Raw genomic sequence first — 14765 nt, forward strand, 5'->3', positions numbered from 1 at the left:
CGGCGAAAACCGGGATTTATAGACGAATCGCAGCAACCATGACGACCGTCCGGAACGACAATGCCTGCCCTGCCGACCGGCCGATCGCTGGGGGTAACGCGCGCACCGACGCGGCGCCGCGCGCATCGCGTTCGGCGGCGGGCAGGTCGGCGACGGGACGTCGACGCGGCGTATCGCCCGAATGTCCCGATCCGTCGGGCCGCAGCGCCGCGACGCGTCGCGGTGCGCCCATGCGCAGCCACCGCAACCGAAGCAATATCCACCCCGGCGATGGGCGCCAAACTCCCGGAAACTCAATAAAAAACGCATCAACTTGTGCTTTTTATTGATTGTTCGCGACCGGACAGACTGGTAGATTTACAACATAAAGCTTGACAGGGAATTCCCCGCCGTGCCCCCTACAGAAAGCGACGCCAGCGACATGAGTGCCAGCCTGGCACTCGATATGGTCGGCCGCGCCTATCTCGCTTTGGCGCTCCTCTACGAGACGGCGCATCCGGGCGAGTTCGACGGAGTCCAGCAGAAGATCCGGGCGTTCGTCGAGGACAATTTCCGCATCATCCAGGAGACCAGCGGCCGCGGAACGCTGGGTGCCGGCACGGTCGAGGGCGCGGCCCATCTTGTGAACAACGTCCTCTCCGAGGTCGAGAACAAGATCGCCACCATGATCAGGCCGAGCCGATACATGCAGGGCTAGAGCGCGCACCACCGAACACCCGGGTGTTGCAGTTGAGCCATGAGCCCGGGATAAATCTTGCGCCGCGCTTCGGCGATGACAATTGTCGGGATAACGTGTGTCGACAGTGTTGATAAGGCATGTTAGGCCCCGATAAGGGCGGAAACTAGCTTATCGACGCGATGAAGAGCAGCGATGATTGCGACCAGGGCGCACGCAGTGCGGATGTTGCACTCGAGGTTTTGGCGCGCGCCTATCATGCTCTGGCAGTCGTCTATGAACTCTCGAGCCCCGGGGCCTACTTGGCTCTTCATGGGCAGATGATGCCGTATCTGCTGGACAGCTTCCGGGATGCGCAGGCCCCGCAGGCCGACGATCCCCAGATCGCCGAATTGTTCAGCGCCGCGCTGGAGCGGGTGCGCTGCGCGCTCGACGACGTCCGATGCGACGTCTCCGCGGTCCGGATGCGGGACGGCGAGCGCGATCACTGACGCATCCGGCCGGCGGCGCGCTCAGCGGGCCGGCCGCAGGAGCGCCCCCGGTCCGAGCAGCAGGCGCGGTGCCCCCTCCCCGTCCGGCACGCGGCTCGGGACGAGCCGGGCGAGCTTGGCGTTCAGGGTCTCGGACAGGATGTGCCGCCAGGCCCGGGGGGCGTGGAGCAATTCGCGCAACGCCGCCGCGTAGCCGTGCGAGCGCCGGCGGTCGAGGACGCGCCGGTGCTGCCATTTCCGCAGCGTGGCGTCGCGATGGGCCCGCAGCGCCCTGCGGGACGCCGGGACCAGGCCCGCCCGGGACAGCATCGCCTCGTCGAACGCGACGATCGCCGCGAGGTCGTCGGTCCGATGCTGGGCGCTCAGCGAATCCGCGCGCTCGATCGCCACGTAGCCGCAGGGCGCCGTCACGGCGAACACCGCACCCGCCGCCAGGGCCTCGACGTAGAGGGCGTAATCCTCGCCGAGCCGCAGCCGCTCGTCGTAGCGCAGGCCGTGGCGCTGCAGGAACGAGCGGCGCATGATCGGCTTCAGGAAGCCGAGCTCCCGGCGGTGCTCCCGGGGGCGCCCGATATTGCCGGCCACGAAGGCCTCGAGCGACAGGCGCTGCGGCTGGCCGGGCCCGGTGACGAGGCCCGCGACCGCGCTGGCGGCGTTCCCCCGGACCAGGACGATGTCGTCGGCGATCAGGTCCCAGCTGCGGGGGGCGGACAGCAGCCGGCCGAGGCGCCCGTCCAGGAAGTAATCGTCGGCGTCGAGGATGCAGACCAGGCGCGCCGTCGCGACCGCCAGCGCCGCGTTGCGGGCGGCCGCCGGGCCGGCATTGCGGGTCAGCCGCAGCAGCTTCAGCCGGCCCGAGCCGTCGCCGGCGGCCTCGGCGGCCGCGCTGGTCCGATCCGCGGAGGCGTCGTCGACGACGATGACCTCGGCGACCTCGGGCTGGCGCAAGGCCGAGGCGACCGCGTGCGCGATCGTGGCCTCGGCGTTGCGCGCCGCGATGATGACGCAGACATCCGCTCCGTCGCTCTGGGCCTGGACGCTTCGCACCGCACGACTCCGAACCTCTCCCGGCCGGCGGGGCCGGACGGCGATCCCGCAGGCTAGGCGGCGCGCCGAGGGGACGCGAGATCGTCCAAAAGGAGGGTTCCGGAGCTGCCGCCGCTCGTCCGAAAGATCGCGGCCGCCGCGGCCGGTTGCCCCGATACTCCCGCCGGATTCCCTGAACGCCCCCGGCAAGGATACGCGCATGACGAGACCGCCCCGCCCGATCCGCCGCGCCTGCCTGGCGACGGCCCTGCTGCTGCCGACGCTCCCGGCCGCGGCCGGAGACGAGCCTGCCCAGCCCGCCGGCTCCGCGCCGGCCTTCCGGGGCGGCGGCTCCTTCGTCGAGACCTTCACCAGCCTCGGCGACCGCCGCTGGTACGTGTCGGACGGCTGGGTCAACGGCGACCACCAGCGCTGCACCTGGTCGCGCCAGCGCGTCCAGATCCCGGCCACCGGCGCGCTGACCCTGACCCTGTCCGACAGCCCCTACAAGGACCGCGCCTTCAGCTGCGCCGAGATCCAGACCAAGGAGCGCTACGGCTACGGCACCTACGAAGTCCGGATGCGGGCGGGCGCGGCCTCGGGCCTGGTCTCGGCGTTCTTCACCTATAACGGCGCGGAGGACGGCGACCGCCGGACCAACGACGAGATCGACTTCGAATTCCTGGGCAAGGACACCACGGGCGTCCAGCTCAACTACTTCACCGGCGGCACCGGCCAGCACGAGACCATCGAGGCCCTCGGCTTCGACGCGTCGACCACCATGGCCGACTACGCCCTGGAATGGCTGCCCGACCGCCTCCGCTGGTCGGTCAACGGGCGGCTGCTGCGCGAGGTCCGGGCCGCGCCCGACCGGCCGATCCCGTCGCATCCCGGCAAGATCATGCTCAGCATCTGGATGGGCCAGGGCGACGACTTCGTCTCCTGGCTCGGGCCGGCGAGCTATCCGGGCCGGCCGATCACCGCCACCTTCGAGCGCGTCGCCTTCACGAAGCTCGGCGATCCCTGCGGCTTCAAGGGCTCGATCGTCTGCCGGTAGGGCGGCCGGGAGGCGGGATCCGCGGGCGGGCGCTCACCGGGGCGCCCGCCCGTCGCGCGCCGGGGCGCCCGCCCGTCGCGCGCCGGGACCCACGGGGCGTGGTGCCGCAGGTCGCCCGATTGGGGAACGCTAACGAAGTCTTAACCATATCCCCGGCAGGCTGAGGCCCGCGGTCACTACGGGGCCCTGTCGATGTCCGGATACAGCCTTCTCGTCGCGCTCTATGCCGTCGGTTTCGTGGAGTTCTGGCGCCTGTGCGTCCTGGCGCCCGCGGCCCACGACGAAGCCTGACGGGCGCGCCCTTCAGCGACTGCCGCGCTGGCGCAGGACCGCCGGCACGGTGCGCAGCATGATCGCGATGTCCCGGCGCAGGCTCCACCGGCTGGCATAGTCCAGGTCCAGCGCCACGCGCTCGGCATAGGTCGTGTCCGAGCGCCCCGAGACTTGCCACAGGCCGGTCAGCCCCGGCGGGACCGAGAAGCAGGTTGCGAACGCCGTTCCGTAGCGGGCGACCTCAGCCTGTACGATCGGGCGCGGCCCGACCAGGCTCATCTCACCGCGCAGGACGTTCCAGAGCTGGGGCAGCTCGTCGAGGGAGCTCTTGCGCAAGACCTGGCCGAGGGCCGTCACCCGGGGATCCCGGTTCAGCTTGTGCGTCGCCGCCCACTCGGCCCTTGCGTCCGGATGCGCCGCGAGATGCGCGGCCAGGACCGCGTCGCCGTCCGGAACCATCGACCGGAACTTCAGGCAGCCGAACGGACGCCCGTGCCGGCCGAGCCGGACGTGCCGGAAGATCGGCGCGTGGCCGTCGCTCGCCCAGATCAGCAGGGCGATGAACAGCAGCAGCGGCAGCAGCAGACACAGGGCTGTCAGCGCGACCGCGGTATCGAGCCCCCGCTTCGTCGCCCAGCCGAGCCGCGGCCCGATTCGCGCCGGGGAGGTGGCCGGCAATGTCTTGACCAACGCTTCGTTGATCGTCTCGACCATATGGTGCGGCGGCGATGGAGGGATGGAGGTGGGGGTCCCAACCGGACGCAGCATGGCGGCGGCTCCTCACTCGGTGCGAAAGGTGGATGAGGCAGTGCTAGACAGGATCGACGCCCGGATGCCCGTGCAGCCGGACAGGATACCGTCGGGACGGGGGAAATATTTGGCGCGCGAATGTCGTGATACGTTGGCACAGTTGCAAACATGCGGGATAAAGCGCCGCCGAGACCGCCGAATCACCAGTGGGGATAAGTAATTGCTGGTCCTACTGGTCTTCGCCGCTCTGATCGGGGGCGCGATCGGCTTCGCGGTGGGCCTGCTCCAGGGCTGGCTCGTCGCCGCGCTGGCGGCCCAGGCCGGGGCCGCGATCGCCGTGGGCCTGGTCGTCCTGCTCGGAATGCGCCGGTGAGTGCCGCGGGCGGGCCGGGCCCGGCATCCGAGGATCGGGCAGCGACGCTCCGCGGCGGCCTGCGGCCGGGAGCGCCGCAAGATATCGCGTCGTCTGCCGACCGGCGTATGTGAGCGATGACCGATCACATCAGTGTTCCACCCGGAATCGGACGGGTCATCGCGATCATACCCCAGTTCGATATTGTTAAACAACCCTAAACACGACGGCCCCAACACCGAATACAGCAATGCGGCAGATGTTCGGGCCGCCGCGCCTACGCCGATCGAGGTAGGCCGCCCGCGCGCCCGACCGGCCTACACAGCGGGACCGCATCGCACGAGGCGTGCATGGTCCCGTTCGAGCAGCGTCGCGACAGGTGGTCACCGGCTTTCGGGAGACGACGAGGAGGCGTCCGAGATCGCCCGCATCGCCCCGGATCCGGCGCCCGGGCCGATGCGGGAGAGCCCCGCATCCTCGGGTTCGACGGCCTGCGGGCTTTGGCCTTCCTGATGGTCTTCGTCAGCCACAAGGCGCCGAGCCCGCGGACCGAGGCGCTGGGCAGCGCCGGGGTCTGGCTGTTCTTCGTGCTGAGCGGCTTCCTGATCGTCCGCATCCTCGCGGCGGCGCGCGCGCGCATCGAGGCCGGCACGGCGACGCCGCTCGACAGCCTGCAGGTGTTCTACCGGAACCGCTTCGCCCGCATCGTGCCGGTCTATTACGCGTTCCTGTTCGTACTCTACGCGACCCCGTTGGGCGGCCCGCTGGATCTCGGCGATGCGGGGTTCAAGCGCGCAACCTGGCTGTATCTGACGAATCTCTACATCGAGCGGCACGGCTGGGGGACGGAGCTCGGGCACCTCTGGAGCCTGGCGGTCGAGCAGCAATTCTACCTGCTGTTCGCCCCCGCTGCCCTGTTCCTGCCGCGGCGCCATCTCGGGGCGCTATGCGGCGCGCTGATCGGCGCCAGCGTGCTGATGCATGTCGTCCTGTGGTCGGCCGGGGCCTGGCTCGTGAGCTTCGACGTCGACACCCTGGCCAATCTCGGGCTGATCGCGCTCGGGGGGCTGGCCGGGCTGCGGAGGGGACCCCTGCCGGGCTGGCTCCGGCGCGACGCCGCGCTGATCGCCGTGCTAACCCTGTTCCTGGCCCTGCCGCTCCTGGCCGGGGAGACCGGGCTTTGGCTGGTCGTCGGGCGTCTGAGCGGGGGGCTCGCGGCGCTGCTGCTGCTGCAGATCGTCCAGTGCCCGGAGAGCCGTACCGTCGCCATCCTCGACAGCCCCTGGCTGCGCCGCATCGGCGTGATCAGCTACGCCGCCTACCTGTTCCACGTGCCCCTGCATGCGGAACCGGTGCTGGCGGCGCTCGGGCTGCCCTTCGCCGGGCCGCGCGCGGTCACCCTGGCCCTCGACCTGGCGCTGACCCTGCTCCTGGCGGAAGCCTCGTGGCGGCTCCTCGAATCCCCCGCCCGCCGGCTCCTGCGGGCACCGCGGCCGGCGGCGCGGGAGCCGGCGCTGGTCAATCCGCTGTAGCCGTCAGGGATTCACAAGGTCTTCGACCTTTTGCGGGTGCCGAGCAGAGCCCTGCGGCCGGGCGAAGCCCGGATCCATCGGGACTCCGCCCCGATACCCCGCCAAAGTTCGCGCCCTTTGGAAACCCAGTCCCTTCCCTGAGATGACGGCGTGGAGGGCTGCGACGGTCCGGCCGAGCCGCTTGCGCGCACCCAGGATCGGGCGTTCGAGCCCATGCCACGAGGCAGCGGCGGCGAGGAGCGTCGGGCCGAGGGCCAGCAGGACCAGGATAGTCACCGAGTCGATTTGCGGGGCCAGGGAATACACCGCGTTGAGGATCGGGCAGTGATACAGATACAGGCCGTATGAGTAATCGACCTTGTAGGGCCCGATCCGTCCGCCGAAATCCGTGACGCCGATCGCGACGGCGATATAGGCCAGGCAAAGCCCCGACAGGGCGGTCTCGACGAGCGGCCACCGCTCCGGGCCGAGCCCATGGACGAGGGCGATCCCTGCCAGCGCCGCCGCGAACAGCCGCCCGTCCAGGGGCACGGCATCGCGCCAGACATAGAGCAGGGCTCCGCCCAGGAAGGCGGCGAACAGGATCGCGCCCCGGCCGAGGAAGACGAGGCGGAACAGCCCGTTCTGCGCGAACAGGGGCAGCAGCCCGAGCCCCTCCAGCAGGGCGGGCGTGGCCGCGACGGCGACGGCCAGCGCCAGGAGCAGCCGGGGCCGCCGCAGGAGCCCGAGGATGATCAGGCCCGCCATGAGGCCGTAGCAGGCGATCTCGTAGGCGAGGGTCCAGAGGGCGGCGTTGACGATGCCGGGCTGCCCGTTCTGAGTGAAGACCCCGGGGAGCTGGGCGCGGAACAGGCCGATGCTGTTGGCGCCGTACTGCCACACCGCCGGCTGCGCGAAATAGGCCGCCGGGCCGTAGCTGGAGAACAGCGGCCCGATGACGAGGGCGGTGACCAGGGTGACGGCGGTCAGCGCGGGCAGGATCCGCAAAGCCCGGTTGACCAGGAACGGCCCGACCGGGAGCCGGGACGCGCTTCCGGCCACCAGGAAGCCGCTGACGCCGAAGAACAGCGGCACGAGGCTGCCGGTGAGGGGCGTGAGCGTATCGGTCCAGAGCCGGCTGCCCAGTGTAGCGCCGGCGTGGAACACCATGACCAGCAGCGCGAGCACGAGGCGCAGCGTGTCGAAGCCGCCGCCATAGCCGCCGCCGGCCGCGAGCGCGCCGCCGATCGTCCGCCCACGGCGGGCCACCTGATGACGCATGATCGGGCCTCGCACGGACACGCACCGGAACGGGGCGCCTGCGAGCCATGCCACCGCTTCGCCGGCGGCGAGAGACGATTGCGGCCGCGCAAAAGGAGGGATGCCGCAGCCGATCCTGCGCCCCGGGGGTCGGCGCTATCCCCCTTGGCGGGAGCGGGGATCCTCCGAACGACGTAGCGGGTCGGAGGATCGGCCGCGGCCCGGCTCCGATCGGGGCAACCACCGATAGCGCGACACGCCGGACCGCGCGCCCGAATAGAAAATACACTGCGGACGTGTTCGCATGGCGTGTGGCGACGCCCAGCAACACCCAAGATCCTGCGGACACAGCGACAGAAAAATCAAGGTCTCATCTCAAGAGACATCTTTTCCTTGACTTGCCGAAGCTTCTCGGCCTCCATAGGCCCCAGCGAGGCACGGAGCCGCAAGCCGACCCGTCCTGGATCATGATGGTCCTGAACGCGACTGTGACGCGGGATCCCCCTCCCCGACGGCATCCCGACGTGTCGCGCCCCGTCGCAGCTGCGATGCCGGCAGCGCCGCGCTGGACCGCCGGCGGGATCGTGAGATCCGTCGATCTCGGACCTCGTCGGTCGAGATCGCAAGATCGCGCGGACTTCGAGACTTGCACGTCCCCAGCTGCGCTGCGCGCGGCGATGGACCTGGGAAGTCTTCCAACGGCCGCCGGCATGTCTTTCACGACGCGATAGGCGCGGTTGGCGTGCCGAAGCGCACTGATTCGGAGGCGGAGCGATGAACCCCGTAGGGTCTGTGACGTCCAATCAATCCACCGCGCTGATGCTTTTGCAGCTTGATACATCCCTTAAGCCTCGCCCAGGGCAGGAAGACGCGGAGACCGATCCGGTCCCTCTCGCAGCCGTGACAGCCATCCAGGTGCTGGACCCCCGCTCCTCTCTGAGCCTGTCGACTCAGGCGAGCGATGCGATCCTGTCTCTGGTTCACAAGATGCCCCATCATAGGAGCAACGTCGGCCTGCTCGGAGGAATCGACGAGAGCGCGATGCTCACGGACGAGGCCTTTGCCAAAACGATGGCGAACACGCCTGCTCACTACATAGAGATGATGAAAAGCATGGGGGCGACGCGCTGGGTATGGCGCCCCGAAGTCCATCTCACGGGTGTTGACTTCTACAAGGCCCTGTCCAGGGCCATTCCACGCGACTACAACAACCCCGGCTCGATGGCGAATGCGATATTCATAGATAAGGCCGCCAAGATCGTGCGTGCGACTGACGTTCCCGACGCCAAGATTGTGTCCGGATATTACGACATGTACAATGACAGGAACGACCATATCGGAACGGTCCGACGGACCGAATGCGACCCTGACTATCTCGCGGCGTTCAGCGCCGATAACCCCGGCCTGCGCATCGCCCCTGTCTATTTCGGCAATGATGCCGCTCTCGTGATCTGGCCCGACGTGTCCGACCGGCAGACCGGGCTGAGATCGCTTATGCGACTGAGGTCCCCTAACGCCTGATCGGCAACCGCGCCACCACGGCGCCGGTCGCGTCCCGCACCACGAGCGTCCAGGCGGTGCCGGGATCGTCGGCGCAGACCGCGTCGGCCATCTCCCGGATAACGCTGCGCGCCTCGGCTAGCGCCTCGGCCAGGTCGGCGGCCTCCACGCCGTCGCGGTCGCGGATCGTCTCCCGGCCGCTCTCGACATCGAAATAGAACCGGATGGGCACCGAGATCCCCCGTGATTGATGCCCTCGGAGGGCCGTCCGTTCCTGGCTGCGCGGCCCGGCTGCGCCCGACTGCAATTATCTGGAGACATAAAGTTTAACAAATATCAAAGCTGATTTCTCTGCACGCGTGGCAATAATGTCTGATTTTTGCTGGATTAGCACAATATAGGTATCGATCATTGCCCATTTGAACGGGGCGGCGCGGCGAAAGGCGGTAATGTACAGGTCCGGGAGCCGGCGCGAGGCCCGAGGCCGGCCATCCTCCGCAGTGAGAGGATACGACCGCCGCCCTACGCCCTTTGAGCGTCGTGCGCCGGGCCCGCTCCGCGGCATGCTCGGCCCGAACCGCCCGGGACGGGCTTTCCGGGGGCCGCGGGCAGGACAGCGATGGCGAATCAGATCGTGGCCGATGCGCGGATGGCCCCCGTGGACGTCTCGTTCCTCATGGCCGCCCACAACGCCGCCCCCTGGATCGAGGCGGCGATCCGTGCGGCCCTCGACCAGACCGGCGTCACGATCGAGATCCTGGTGGTGGACGACGGCTCGGTGGACGGGACCGCCTCCGTGCTGGCGCGGCTGGCGGCGGACGAGCCGCGCATCCGTCGGATCCCCCTCGACGGGGTGCGGGCCGGCGCGCCGCGCGGGCCGTCCGCCGCCCGGAACGCCGCCCTCGGGGCCGCCCGGGGCCGCTGGCTGGCGATCCTCGACGCGGACGACCTGATCGTCCCGGACCGGACCCGGACCCTGCTGGATCTGGCCGCCGCCACCGATGCCGACGTGATCGCCGACAACCCGATCCCGTTCGCCGGCGGCTTCGACCTGGGCGGCGCCGGCATGCTGGAGCGCGGCCGGGAGCCCTACCTGTTCACGGTCGCGCTCGCGCAATACCTGTCCTGCAACCGGATGCTCACCCCCGGGGTGAAGCTCGGCTATCTCAAGCCGATGCTGCGGGCCGACCTCGTGCGCCGGCACGGCCTGCGCTACGCGGATGAGGTCCGGATCGGCGAGGATTTCCTGTTCTGCGTGGCGGCCCTCGCGGCGGGCGCCCGCTTCGTCGTCAGTTCCTATGCTGGCTACGGCTATCGGCGGGGGCCGGCCTCGCTGTCCCACCGGCTGCGGCTCGCCGACATCCAGCGCCTCGACGCCGCCTTCGCGGCCTGGGCCGTGCAGGGCGCGCGCTCCGCCGAGATCCGGCAGGCCGCCCACGCCTATCGCGACAGCCTGGCCACCGCGCAGATCATCGCCCGGGTGATCGAGGCGGCCCAAGGCGGCCGGTGGCTCCGCGGCGCCGGGCTGGCGCTCGCCCGCCCCCGGGCCTGGCGGTTCCTCACCGGTTCGCTGATGGCGGCGGCCGGCAAGCGCCTCGGCAGACGCCTGCGCCCCGCCCTGCCGGGCGCGATGCCGGTCGGACAAGGGTGAGCCCCATGCGCCTGTGCCTCTGCATCTGCACCTGCGAGCGCCCGGCGGGCCTCGCGCAGCTCCTCACGGCGATCGACCGGCAGCGGCTCGGCGGCCGCGCCGATGCCGCGCTGCGGATCCTCGTGGTCGACAACGGCCGCAGCGACGCCGCCATCCCGGTGGTGGAGGCCTACCGGGCCGAGGGCCGCTTCCCGATCACCTACGCGCGGGAGCCGGTCCGGGGCCTGGCGGCGGTGCGCAACCGCAGCCTCGATGCGGCGGCCACGCTCGGCGCCGACTGGATCGCCCTGATCGACGACGACGAGGTCCCGGATCCGGACTGGCTGCGCAGCCTGCTCGACACAGCCCGGCGGACCGGGGTCGCGGCCTGCGTCGGCCCGGTCGTGCCGCTGTTCGAGCGCCCCCCCCCGGCCTGGGCGGTGGCCGGCGGCTTCTTCGCCAAGACCCTGCCGGTCCGCGACGGGCTGGTGACGGATGGCTACACGGCCAACGCCCTCCTCGACCTGCGGGTGGTGCGGGCGCTCGGCCTGTCCTTCGACATGCGCTTCAACACGATGGGCGGGGAGGATACGTTCTTCTTCCGCGCCCTGCTGCTGGCCGGGCACCGGATCGCCTGGGCGCCCGACGCGATCGTGTACGACAGCATCCCGGCGCACCGGATGCGGGTCCGCTGGCTGCTGGCGCGCTGGTACCGCAGCGGCAGCGTCGAGGCCTATCTCGGCCGCCTCCGGCCGGAGACGGTGAGCGGACGGCTGACCAACGCCGCCCGGGGCCTGGCCCGCCTCGGCGGCGGCCTGGCGCGCCTCGCGATCGCCGGGCTGTCGCTCCGGCCCGCCACCCTGATCGGCGGCTTCTACACCCTGTGCCGGGGCGCCGGGCTGCTCGCCGCGGTGCTCGGCCTGAGCTACCGGGAATACCACCCGTCCCGGCATCGGTAGACGCGGGTCTCCGAAGAGCCCGGCCCTTGGCGGAGCCCCAAGGGCGCCGGCGCGCGCGCCTCCTCCGTCGTCAGTCGCCGCCCTCGTCGGGAATGTTCAGGAGGTTGCCGCAGGCCTTGCAGTGCACGGCGTCCGGCTCGTGGCGCATCAGCCCGCAGGCGTCGCAGGGAAACCGCACCTTGTAGGGGCGGAACACCACCTGGGCGAGGCGGAAGAACAGCGTCACGCCGCAGATCATCACGAAGACCGAGAGCAGGCGGCCCATCGGGCCCGGCAGGGTGATATCGCCGTAGCCCGTCGTCGTCAGCGATGTCACCGTGAAGTACAGGGCGTCGACCGGCGTCTGGATCGCCGGGTTGCTGCCGTGCTGCGTGGCGTAGACGATGCCCGTCATCGTGAACACGAACACCACGAGGTTGGTGGCGGCCAGGATCGCGTCCTCGTTGCGACGAAACACGGCGCTGTCCTGGCGCAGCCGCTCGAGCAGGTGGTAGGTGCGCAGCAGGCGCAGCGTCCGCAGGATGCGCAGGAAGCCGACGCCCTCGACGATCACCGGCGCGAGGAACGAGGCGACGGCCACGACGTCCGCCCAGGTGCTCAGGTGCCGGAACTCCCGCAGCGGGGCACGGCTGATGCCGAGGCGGGCGGCGAAATCGAGGAGGACGCAGACGCCCAGCGCCACGTCGCAGGCGATGATCCAAGAGGTCAGCGGCAGGAACGAGGTGACGATCACGAACGCGACCGTCGCCACGTCGAAGACGAGCAGCCCGTAGCGGAAGCGATGGGCTCGCCGCGTGTCCCCTTCGTACAATTCGCGAAGCGTCGTGGCCGCTCTCGTCATCGCTCGTCGGCTTGGGAGAAGGAAGGTCAGGCGTTCCGCATCGGCCCTTACCAGGCAACGGGACCTTCGGCATCGCCCATCAGCCAGGCCAGCAGCAGGAGGATCAGCATGCCGAGGAGCAGCACGCCCGAGAGGGCCATCACGAGATCGGACAGGCGGCCCTCGATGGTGCCGGGACGACGCCTCGGGAATTGACGGCGCATCGTGTTTCACCTGGTTCAGGGGACGGAGACGGATCGGGCCTTCGGCGGCCCGGTCACGCCGCGGCAGCCGGTCTCGGCTCAGCGCTCGGCGCGGAGAGGTGGCGCGAGGCGGAGCACCAGCGCTCCGGCGGCCATGCAGGCGAGCGACCCGAGCAGCACGCCGATCTTGGTCTCGGCCTCCAGCTCCGGCTGCTGCGCGAAGGCAAGCAGGCCGATGAACAGGCTCATCGTGAAGCCGACCCCGCAGAGCAGGGCGATCCCGTAGACCTGCGCCCAGCTCGCATGGCCCGGGCGCTGCGCCCAGCCGAGCCGGACGGTCGCGAGCACGAAGCCGAACACGCCGAGCTGCTTGCCGACGAACAGGCCCAGCGCCACGCCCAGCGTCACCGGGTCGAGCAGCATCGCCGGCCTGACATTGGCGAAGGAGACCCCGGCATTGGCGAACCCGAATACCGGCAGGATCAGGAACGCCGTCCACGGGCTGATGGCGTGTTCGAGGCGGTGCAGCGGCGAGGTCGGATCATCCGGTTTGCCGGCGCTCAGCCGAAGCGGCACCGTCAGGGCGAGCAGGACGCCCGCGATGGTCGCGTGGATCCCCGACAGGAGCACGAACACCCAAAGCACCGCGCCGAGGGTGAGGTACGGCCACAGGCGGCCGATGCCGGCCTTGTTCAGCCCGTAGAGCGCAGCCAGGGTCAGGGCCGCGCCGCCGAGCATCGGCAGCGACAGGTCGGCGGTGTAGAACAGGGCGATGATGAGCACCGCGCCGAGGTCGTCGATGATCGCCAGCGCGGTGAGGAAGACCTTGAGCGACACCGGCACGCGCGAGCCCAGCAGGGCCAGCACGCCGAGGGCAAAGGCGATGTCGGTGGCCGCCGGGATGGCCCAGCCCCGCAGGGTCTCGGGCGAATGCCAGTTGACGGCGGCATAGACGAGCGCCGGGACGACCATGCCGCCGAGCGCGGCCACACCCGGCAGGATCCGGTCCGGCCAGGTCCGCAGGCGCCCATCCAGCAGCTCGCGCTTGATCTCCAGGCCGACGAGCAGGAAGAACACGGCCATCAGGCCGTCGTTGACCCAGTGCAGGACCGAGAGCGGGCCGATATGGGCCTTGAGCACGGCGAAGTAGGTGTCGGCCAGAGGCGCGTTGGCGACGACGAGTGCCAGTGCGGCGCTCGCCATGAGCACGAGCCCGCCCCCCGCTCCGCTCGTGAGCAGGTTGCGCAGAGACGACAGGGGACGAAGGCGTGACGGCATGCGCACAGGTCTTCCACCGCTGGCGGCCCGACCAACGCAGAAACCTGCCGATCCGACCTCCGGATCGTACACCCGGGGCGGCCTATCGCATCGATGCGTGATTCCGGCAAGCGATGGCGGCGCGTCCCGCACCGGAGCGCGAAGACCCGCGGACGTCCCACCTCAGCCGCCGGAAGCGCTGTCGCGCGTTCCCCGGAAGCGGACGTTCGTCAATCGTCCGACAAGTTCAGTTCCGGGGGCGGACGTAAGCGTTAGGCTGAGCAGACCCAGCCTCGGAACGTAAACCCCGCATAGAATAGGCTGACCCCGGTAAAACCGGCCTCACGTAGCAAGGCTTCGTCCTCCTCGGGCGAAAGGATCGGCAAGTGGTCCGCAATTCCGGTCTTGGCGCTCTCGGCCTGCACGCGGTCGATACCGGAGGCGGTTGCGAAGGCTGCGTAGCGCGAGAGCCAGAGATCGCGCTCATCCTGCGGGATGCTAAAGTGTGCGACGATGAAGGGCGCACCGGGCCTTAAACGACGCCGGACCTCCTGGAGGGTGCGGGCGCGCTCAGCACGCTCGATGAAGTGGAGTGTCAAAATACAGACCGCTCCATCGAACGGTCCCTCTGGGGCGTTGTCGATCAGCCCTTCGTGCAAGCGAGTTCGATCCGCGAGGTTGCCGAGGGTCCGGCGCGCGAGTTCGAGCATCGCGGCGGACGGATCGACACCATCGAACGACCATTCGGGTTGGCTCTCCGTGAACACTTTGAGTTCGAGGCCACCGCCTGCGCCGAGGACGAGAACTTTGGCCTTAGCAGGCACACGCTCTGCTAAAAGCAGCATCGCCATGCGCTGCATGTCGGCGTAACCGGGCACCATGCGCGGAGGGTTATCGGCGTAGCGCGCTACGGCATCAGGGTCCGAGAATGCGTCCATACCCGATGGTATCACATCGAGATCGGGCGAGCCTCCGATAAGGTCGTGATCGGGCAGGGAGG

General features: G+C 69.7%; 16 protein-coding genes. 8 read left to right on the forward strand and 8 right to left on the reverse strand.

The window, feature by feature from the left end:
* Positions 1–391 precede the first annotated feature (391 nt).
* Together BMZ47_RS09025 and BMZ47_RS09030 are read left to right on the forward strand one after the other, a co-directional pair.
* Positions 392–697, forward strand: a complete 306-nt coding sequence (locus tag BMZ47_RS09025; protein WP_230366426.1) for a hypothetical protein — start codon at positions 392–394, stop codon at positions 695–697.
* A 161-nt stretch (positions 698–858) separates the two neighbouring features.
* Positions 859–1167: a hypothetical protein gene (locus BMZ47_RS09030; RefSeq protein ID WP_091860996.1), complete on the forward strand. Its 309-nt coding sequence runs from the start codon at positions 859–861 to the stop codon at positions 1165–1167.
* A 21-nt stretch (positions 1168–1188) separates the two neighbouring features.
* Here BMZ47_RS09030 and BMZ47_RS09035 read toward each other — a convergent pair whose 3' ends face one another.
* Positions 1189–2214: a glycosyltransferase family 2 protein gene (locus BMZ47_RS09035; RefSeq protein WP_091860998.1), complete on the reverse strand. Its 1026-nt coding sequence runs from the start codon at positions 2212–2214 to the stop codon at positions 1189–1191.
* A 199-nt stretch (positions 2215–2413) separates the two neighbouring features.
* Here BMZ47_RS09035 and BMZ47_RS09040 point away from each other — a divergent pair, with 199 nt between their 5' ends.
* Complete coding sequence (locus tag BMZ47_RS09040; protein WP_091861001.1) at positions 2414–3250, forward strand: family 16 glycosylhydrolase; 837 nt, start codon at positions 2414–2416, stop codon at positions 3248–3250.
* Positions 3251–3553: 303 nt separating this feature from the next.
* Here BMZ47_RS09040 and BMZ47_RS09045 read toward each other — a convergent pair whose 3' ends face one another.
* Positions 3554–4291 (reverse strand): sugar transferase, encoded by a 738-nt coding sequence (locus BMZ47_RS09045; RefSeq protein ID WP_091861004.1) that lies wholly within the window; start codon positions 4289–4291, stop codon positions 3554–3556.
* A 202-nt stretch (positions 4292–4493) separates the two neighbouring features.
* Here BMZ47_RS09045 and BMZ47_RS28465 point away from each other — a divergent pair, with 202 nt between their 5' ends.
* Positions 4494–4646, forward strand: a complete 153-nt coding sequence (locus BMZ47_RS28465) for a hypothetical protein (protein WP_007567443.1) — start codon at positions 4494–4496, stop codon at positions 4644–4646.
* 329 nt (positions 4647–4975) lie between these two features.
* Positions 4976–6157, forward strand: coding sequence for an acyltransferase family protein (locus BMZ47_RS09050; RefSeq protein WP_091861007.1), 1182 nt, complete (start codon positions 4976–4978; stop codon positions 6155–6157).
* Positions 6158–6160: 3 nt separating this feature from the next.
* Here BMZ47_RS09050 and BMZ47_RS09055 read toward each other — a convergent pair whose 3' ends face one another.
* Positions 6161–7417: an acyltransferase family protein gene (locus tag BMZ47_RS09055; protein ID WP_091861010.1), complete on the reverse strand. Its 1257-nt coding sequence runs from the start codon at positions 7415–7417 to the stop codon at positions 6161–6163.
* A gap of 753 nt (positions 7418–8170) precedes the next feature.
* Between BMZ47_RS09055 and BMZ47_RS09060 the strand changes: the two genes are divergently transcribed.
* On the forward strand, positions 8171–8917 hold the full coding sequence (locus BMZ47_RS09060) for a hypothetical protein (RefSeq protein ID WP_139220960.1): 747 nt from the start codon (positions 8171–8173) through the stop codon (positions 8915–8917).
* Here BMZ47_RS09060 and BMZ47_RS09065 read toward each other — a convergent pair.
* A complete protein-coding gene (locus tag BMZ47_RS09065; RefSeq protein WP_007567451.1) occupies positions 8907–9128 on the reverse strand; it encodes a DUF6894 family protein in 222 nt (73 codons plus the stop codon). The genes BMZ47_RS09060 and BMZ47_RS09065 overlap by 11 nt on opposite strands.
* Positions 9129–9515: 387 nt before the next feature.
* On the opposite strand from BMZ47_RS09065, the gene BMZ47_RS09070 reads away from it, so the two are divergent.
* Positions 9516–10547, forward strand: a complete 1032-nt coding sequence (locus BMZ47_RS09070) for a glycosyltransferase family 2 protein (protein WP_091861016.1) — start codon at positions 9516–9518, stop codon at positions 10545–10547.
* Positions 10548–10552: 5 nt separating this feature from the next.
* Positions 10553–11485, forward strand: a complete 933-nt coding sequence (locus tag BMZ47_RS09075) for a glycosyltransferase family 2 protein (RefSeq protein ID WP_091861019.1) — start codon at positions 10553–10555, stop codon at positions 11483–11485.
* A 70-nt stretch (positions 11486–11555) separates the two neighbouring features.
* On the opposite strand, the gene BMZ47_RS09080 is transcribed toward BMZ47_RS09075, so the two are convergent.
* The 4 genes from BMZ47_RS09080 to BMZ47_RS09090 form a co-directional block, all read right to left on the reverse strand.
* Positions 11556–12326: a potassium channel family protein gene (locus BMZ47_RS09080; RefSeq protein ID WP_050731989.1), complete on the reverse strand. Its 771-nt coding sequence runs from the start codon at positions 12324–12326 to the stop codon at positions 11556–11558.
* Positions 12327–12373: 47 nt separating this feature from the next.
* A complete protein-coding gene (locus tag BMZ47_RS28470; protein WP_007567456.1) occupies positions 12374–12529 on the reverse strand; it encodes a hypothetical protein in 156 nt (51 codons plus the stop codon).
* 78 nt (positions 12530–12607) lie between these two features.
* Positions 12608–13786 carry a Na+/H+ antiporter NhaA gene (gene nhaA, locus BMZ47_RS09085; RefSeq protein WP_091861021.1) on the reverse strand — a complete coding sequence of 393 codons (1179 nt, stop codon included), beginning with the start codon at positions 13784–13786 and terminating at the stop codon, positions 12608–12610.
* A 251-nt stretch (positions 13787–14037) separates the two neighbouring features.
* Positions 14038–14703, reverse strand: a complete 666-nt coding sequence (locus BMZ47_RS09090; protein ID WP_091861024.1) for a class I SAM-dependent methyltransferase — start codon at positions 14701–14703, stop codon at positions 14038–14040.
* Positions 14704–14765: the final 62 nt, after the last annotated feature.

The organism is Methylobacterium brachiatum (assembly GCF_900113845.1).
GTDB lineage: Bacteria > Pseudomonadota > Alphaproteobacteria > Rhizobiales > Beijerinckiaceae > Methylobacterium > Methylobacterium brachiatum.

Bases quoted from the DNA above. Each gene is read 5' to 3' on its own strand.
- BMZ47_RS09050 (WP_091861007.1), top strand. From the start codon at position 4,976: ATGGTCCCGTTCGAGCAGCGTCGCGACAGGTGGTCACCGGCTTTCGGG.
- BMZ47_RS09045 (WP_091861004.1), bottom strand. From the start codon at position 4,291: ATGCTGCGTCCGGTTGGGACCCCCACCTCCATCCCTCCATCGCCGCCG.
- BMZ47_RS09040 (WP_091861001.1), top strand. From the start codon at position 2,414: ATGACGAGACCGCCCCGCCCGATCCGCCGCGCCTGCCTGGCGACGGCC.
- BMZ47_RS09090 (WP_091861024.1), bottom strand. From the start codon at position 14,703: ATGGACGCATTCTCGGACCCTGATGCCGTAGCGCGCTACGCCGATAAC.
- BMZ47_RS09080 (WP_050731989.1), bottom strand. From the start codon at position 12,326: ATGACGAGAGCGGCCACGACGCTTCGCGAATTGTACGAAGGGGACACG.
- BMZ47_RS09075 (WP_091861019.1), top strand. From the start codon at position 10,553: ATGCGCCTGTGCCTCTGCATCTGCACCTGCGAGCGCCCGGCGGGCCTC.
- BMZ47_RS09070 (WP_091861016.1), top strand. From the start codon at position 9,516: ATGGCGAATCAGATCGTGGCCGATGCGCGGATGGCCCCCGTGGACGTC.
- BMZ47_RS09060 (WP_139220960.1), top strand. From the start codon at position 8,171: ATGAACCCCGTAGGGTCTGTGACGTCCAATCAATCCACCGCGCTGATG.
- BMZ47_RS09055 (WP_091861010.1), bottom strand. From the start codon at position 7,417: ATGCGTCATCAGGTGGCCCGCCGTGGGCGGACGATCGGCGGCGCGCTC.
- nhaA (WP_091861021.1), bottom strand. From the start codon at position 13,786: ATGCCGTCACGCCTTCGTCCCCTGTCGTCTCTGCGCAACCTGCTCACG.
- BMZ47_RS28470 (WP_007567456.1), bottom strand. From the start codon at position 12,529: ATGCGCCGTCAATTCCCGAGGCGTCGTCCCGGCACCATCGAGGGCCGC.
- BMZ47_RS09030 (WP_091860996.1), top strand. From the start codon at position 859: ATGAAGAGCAGCGATGATTGCGACCAGGGCGCACGCAGTGCGGATGTT.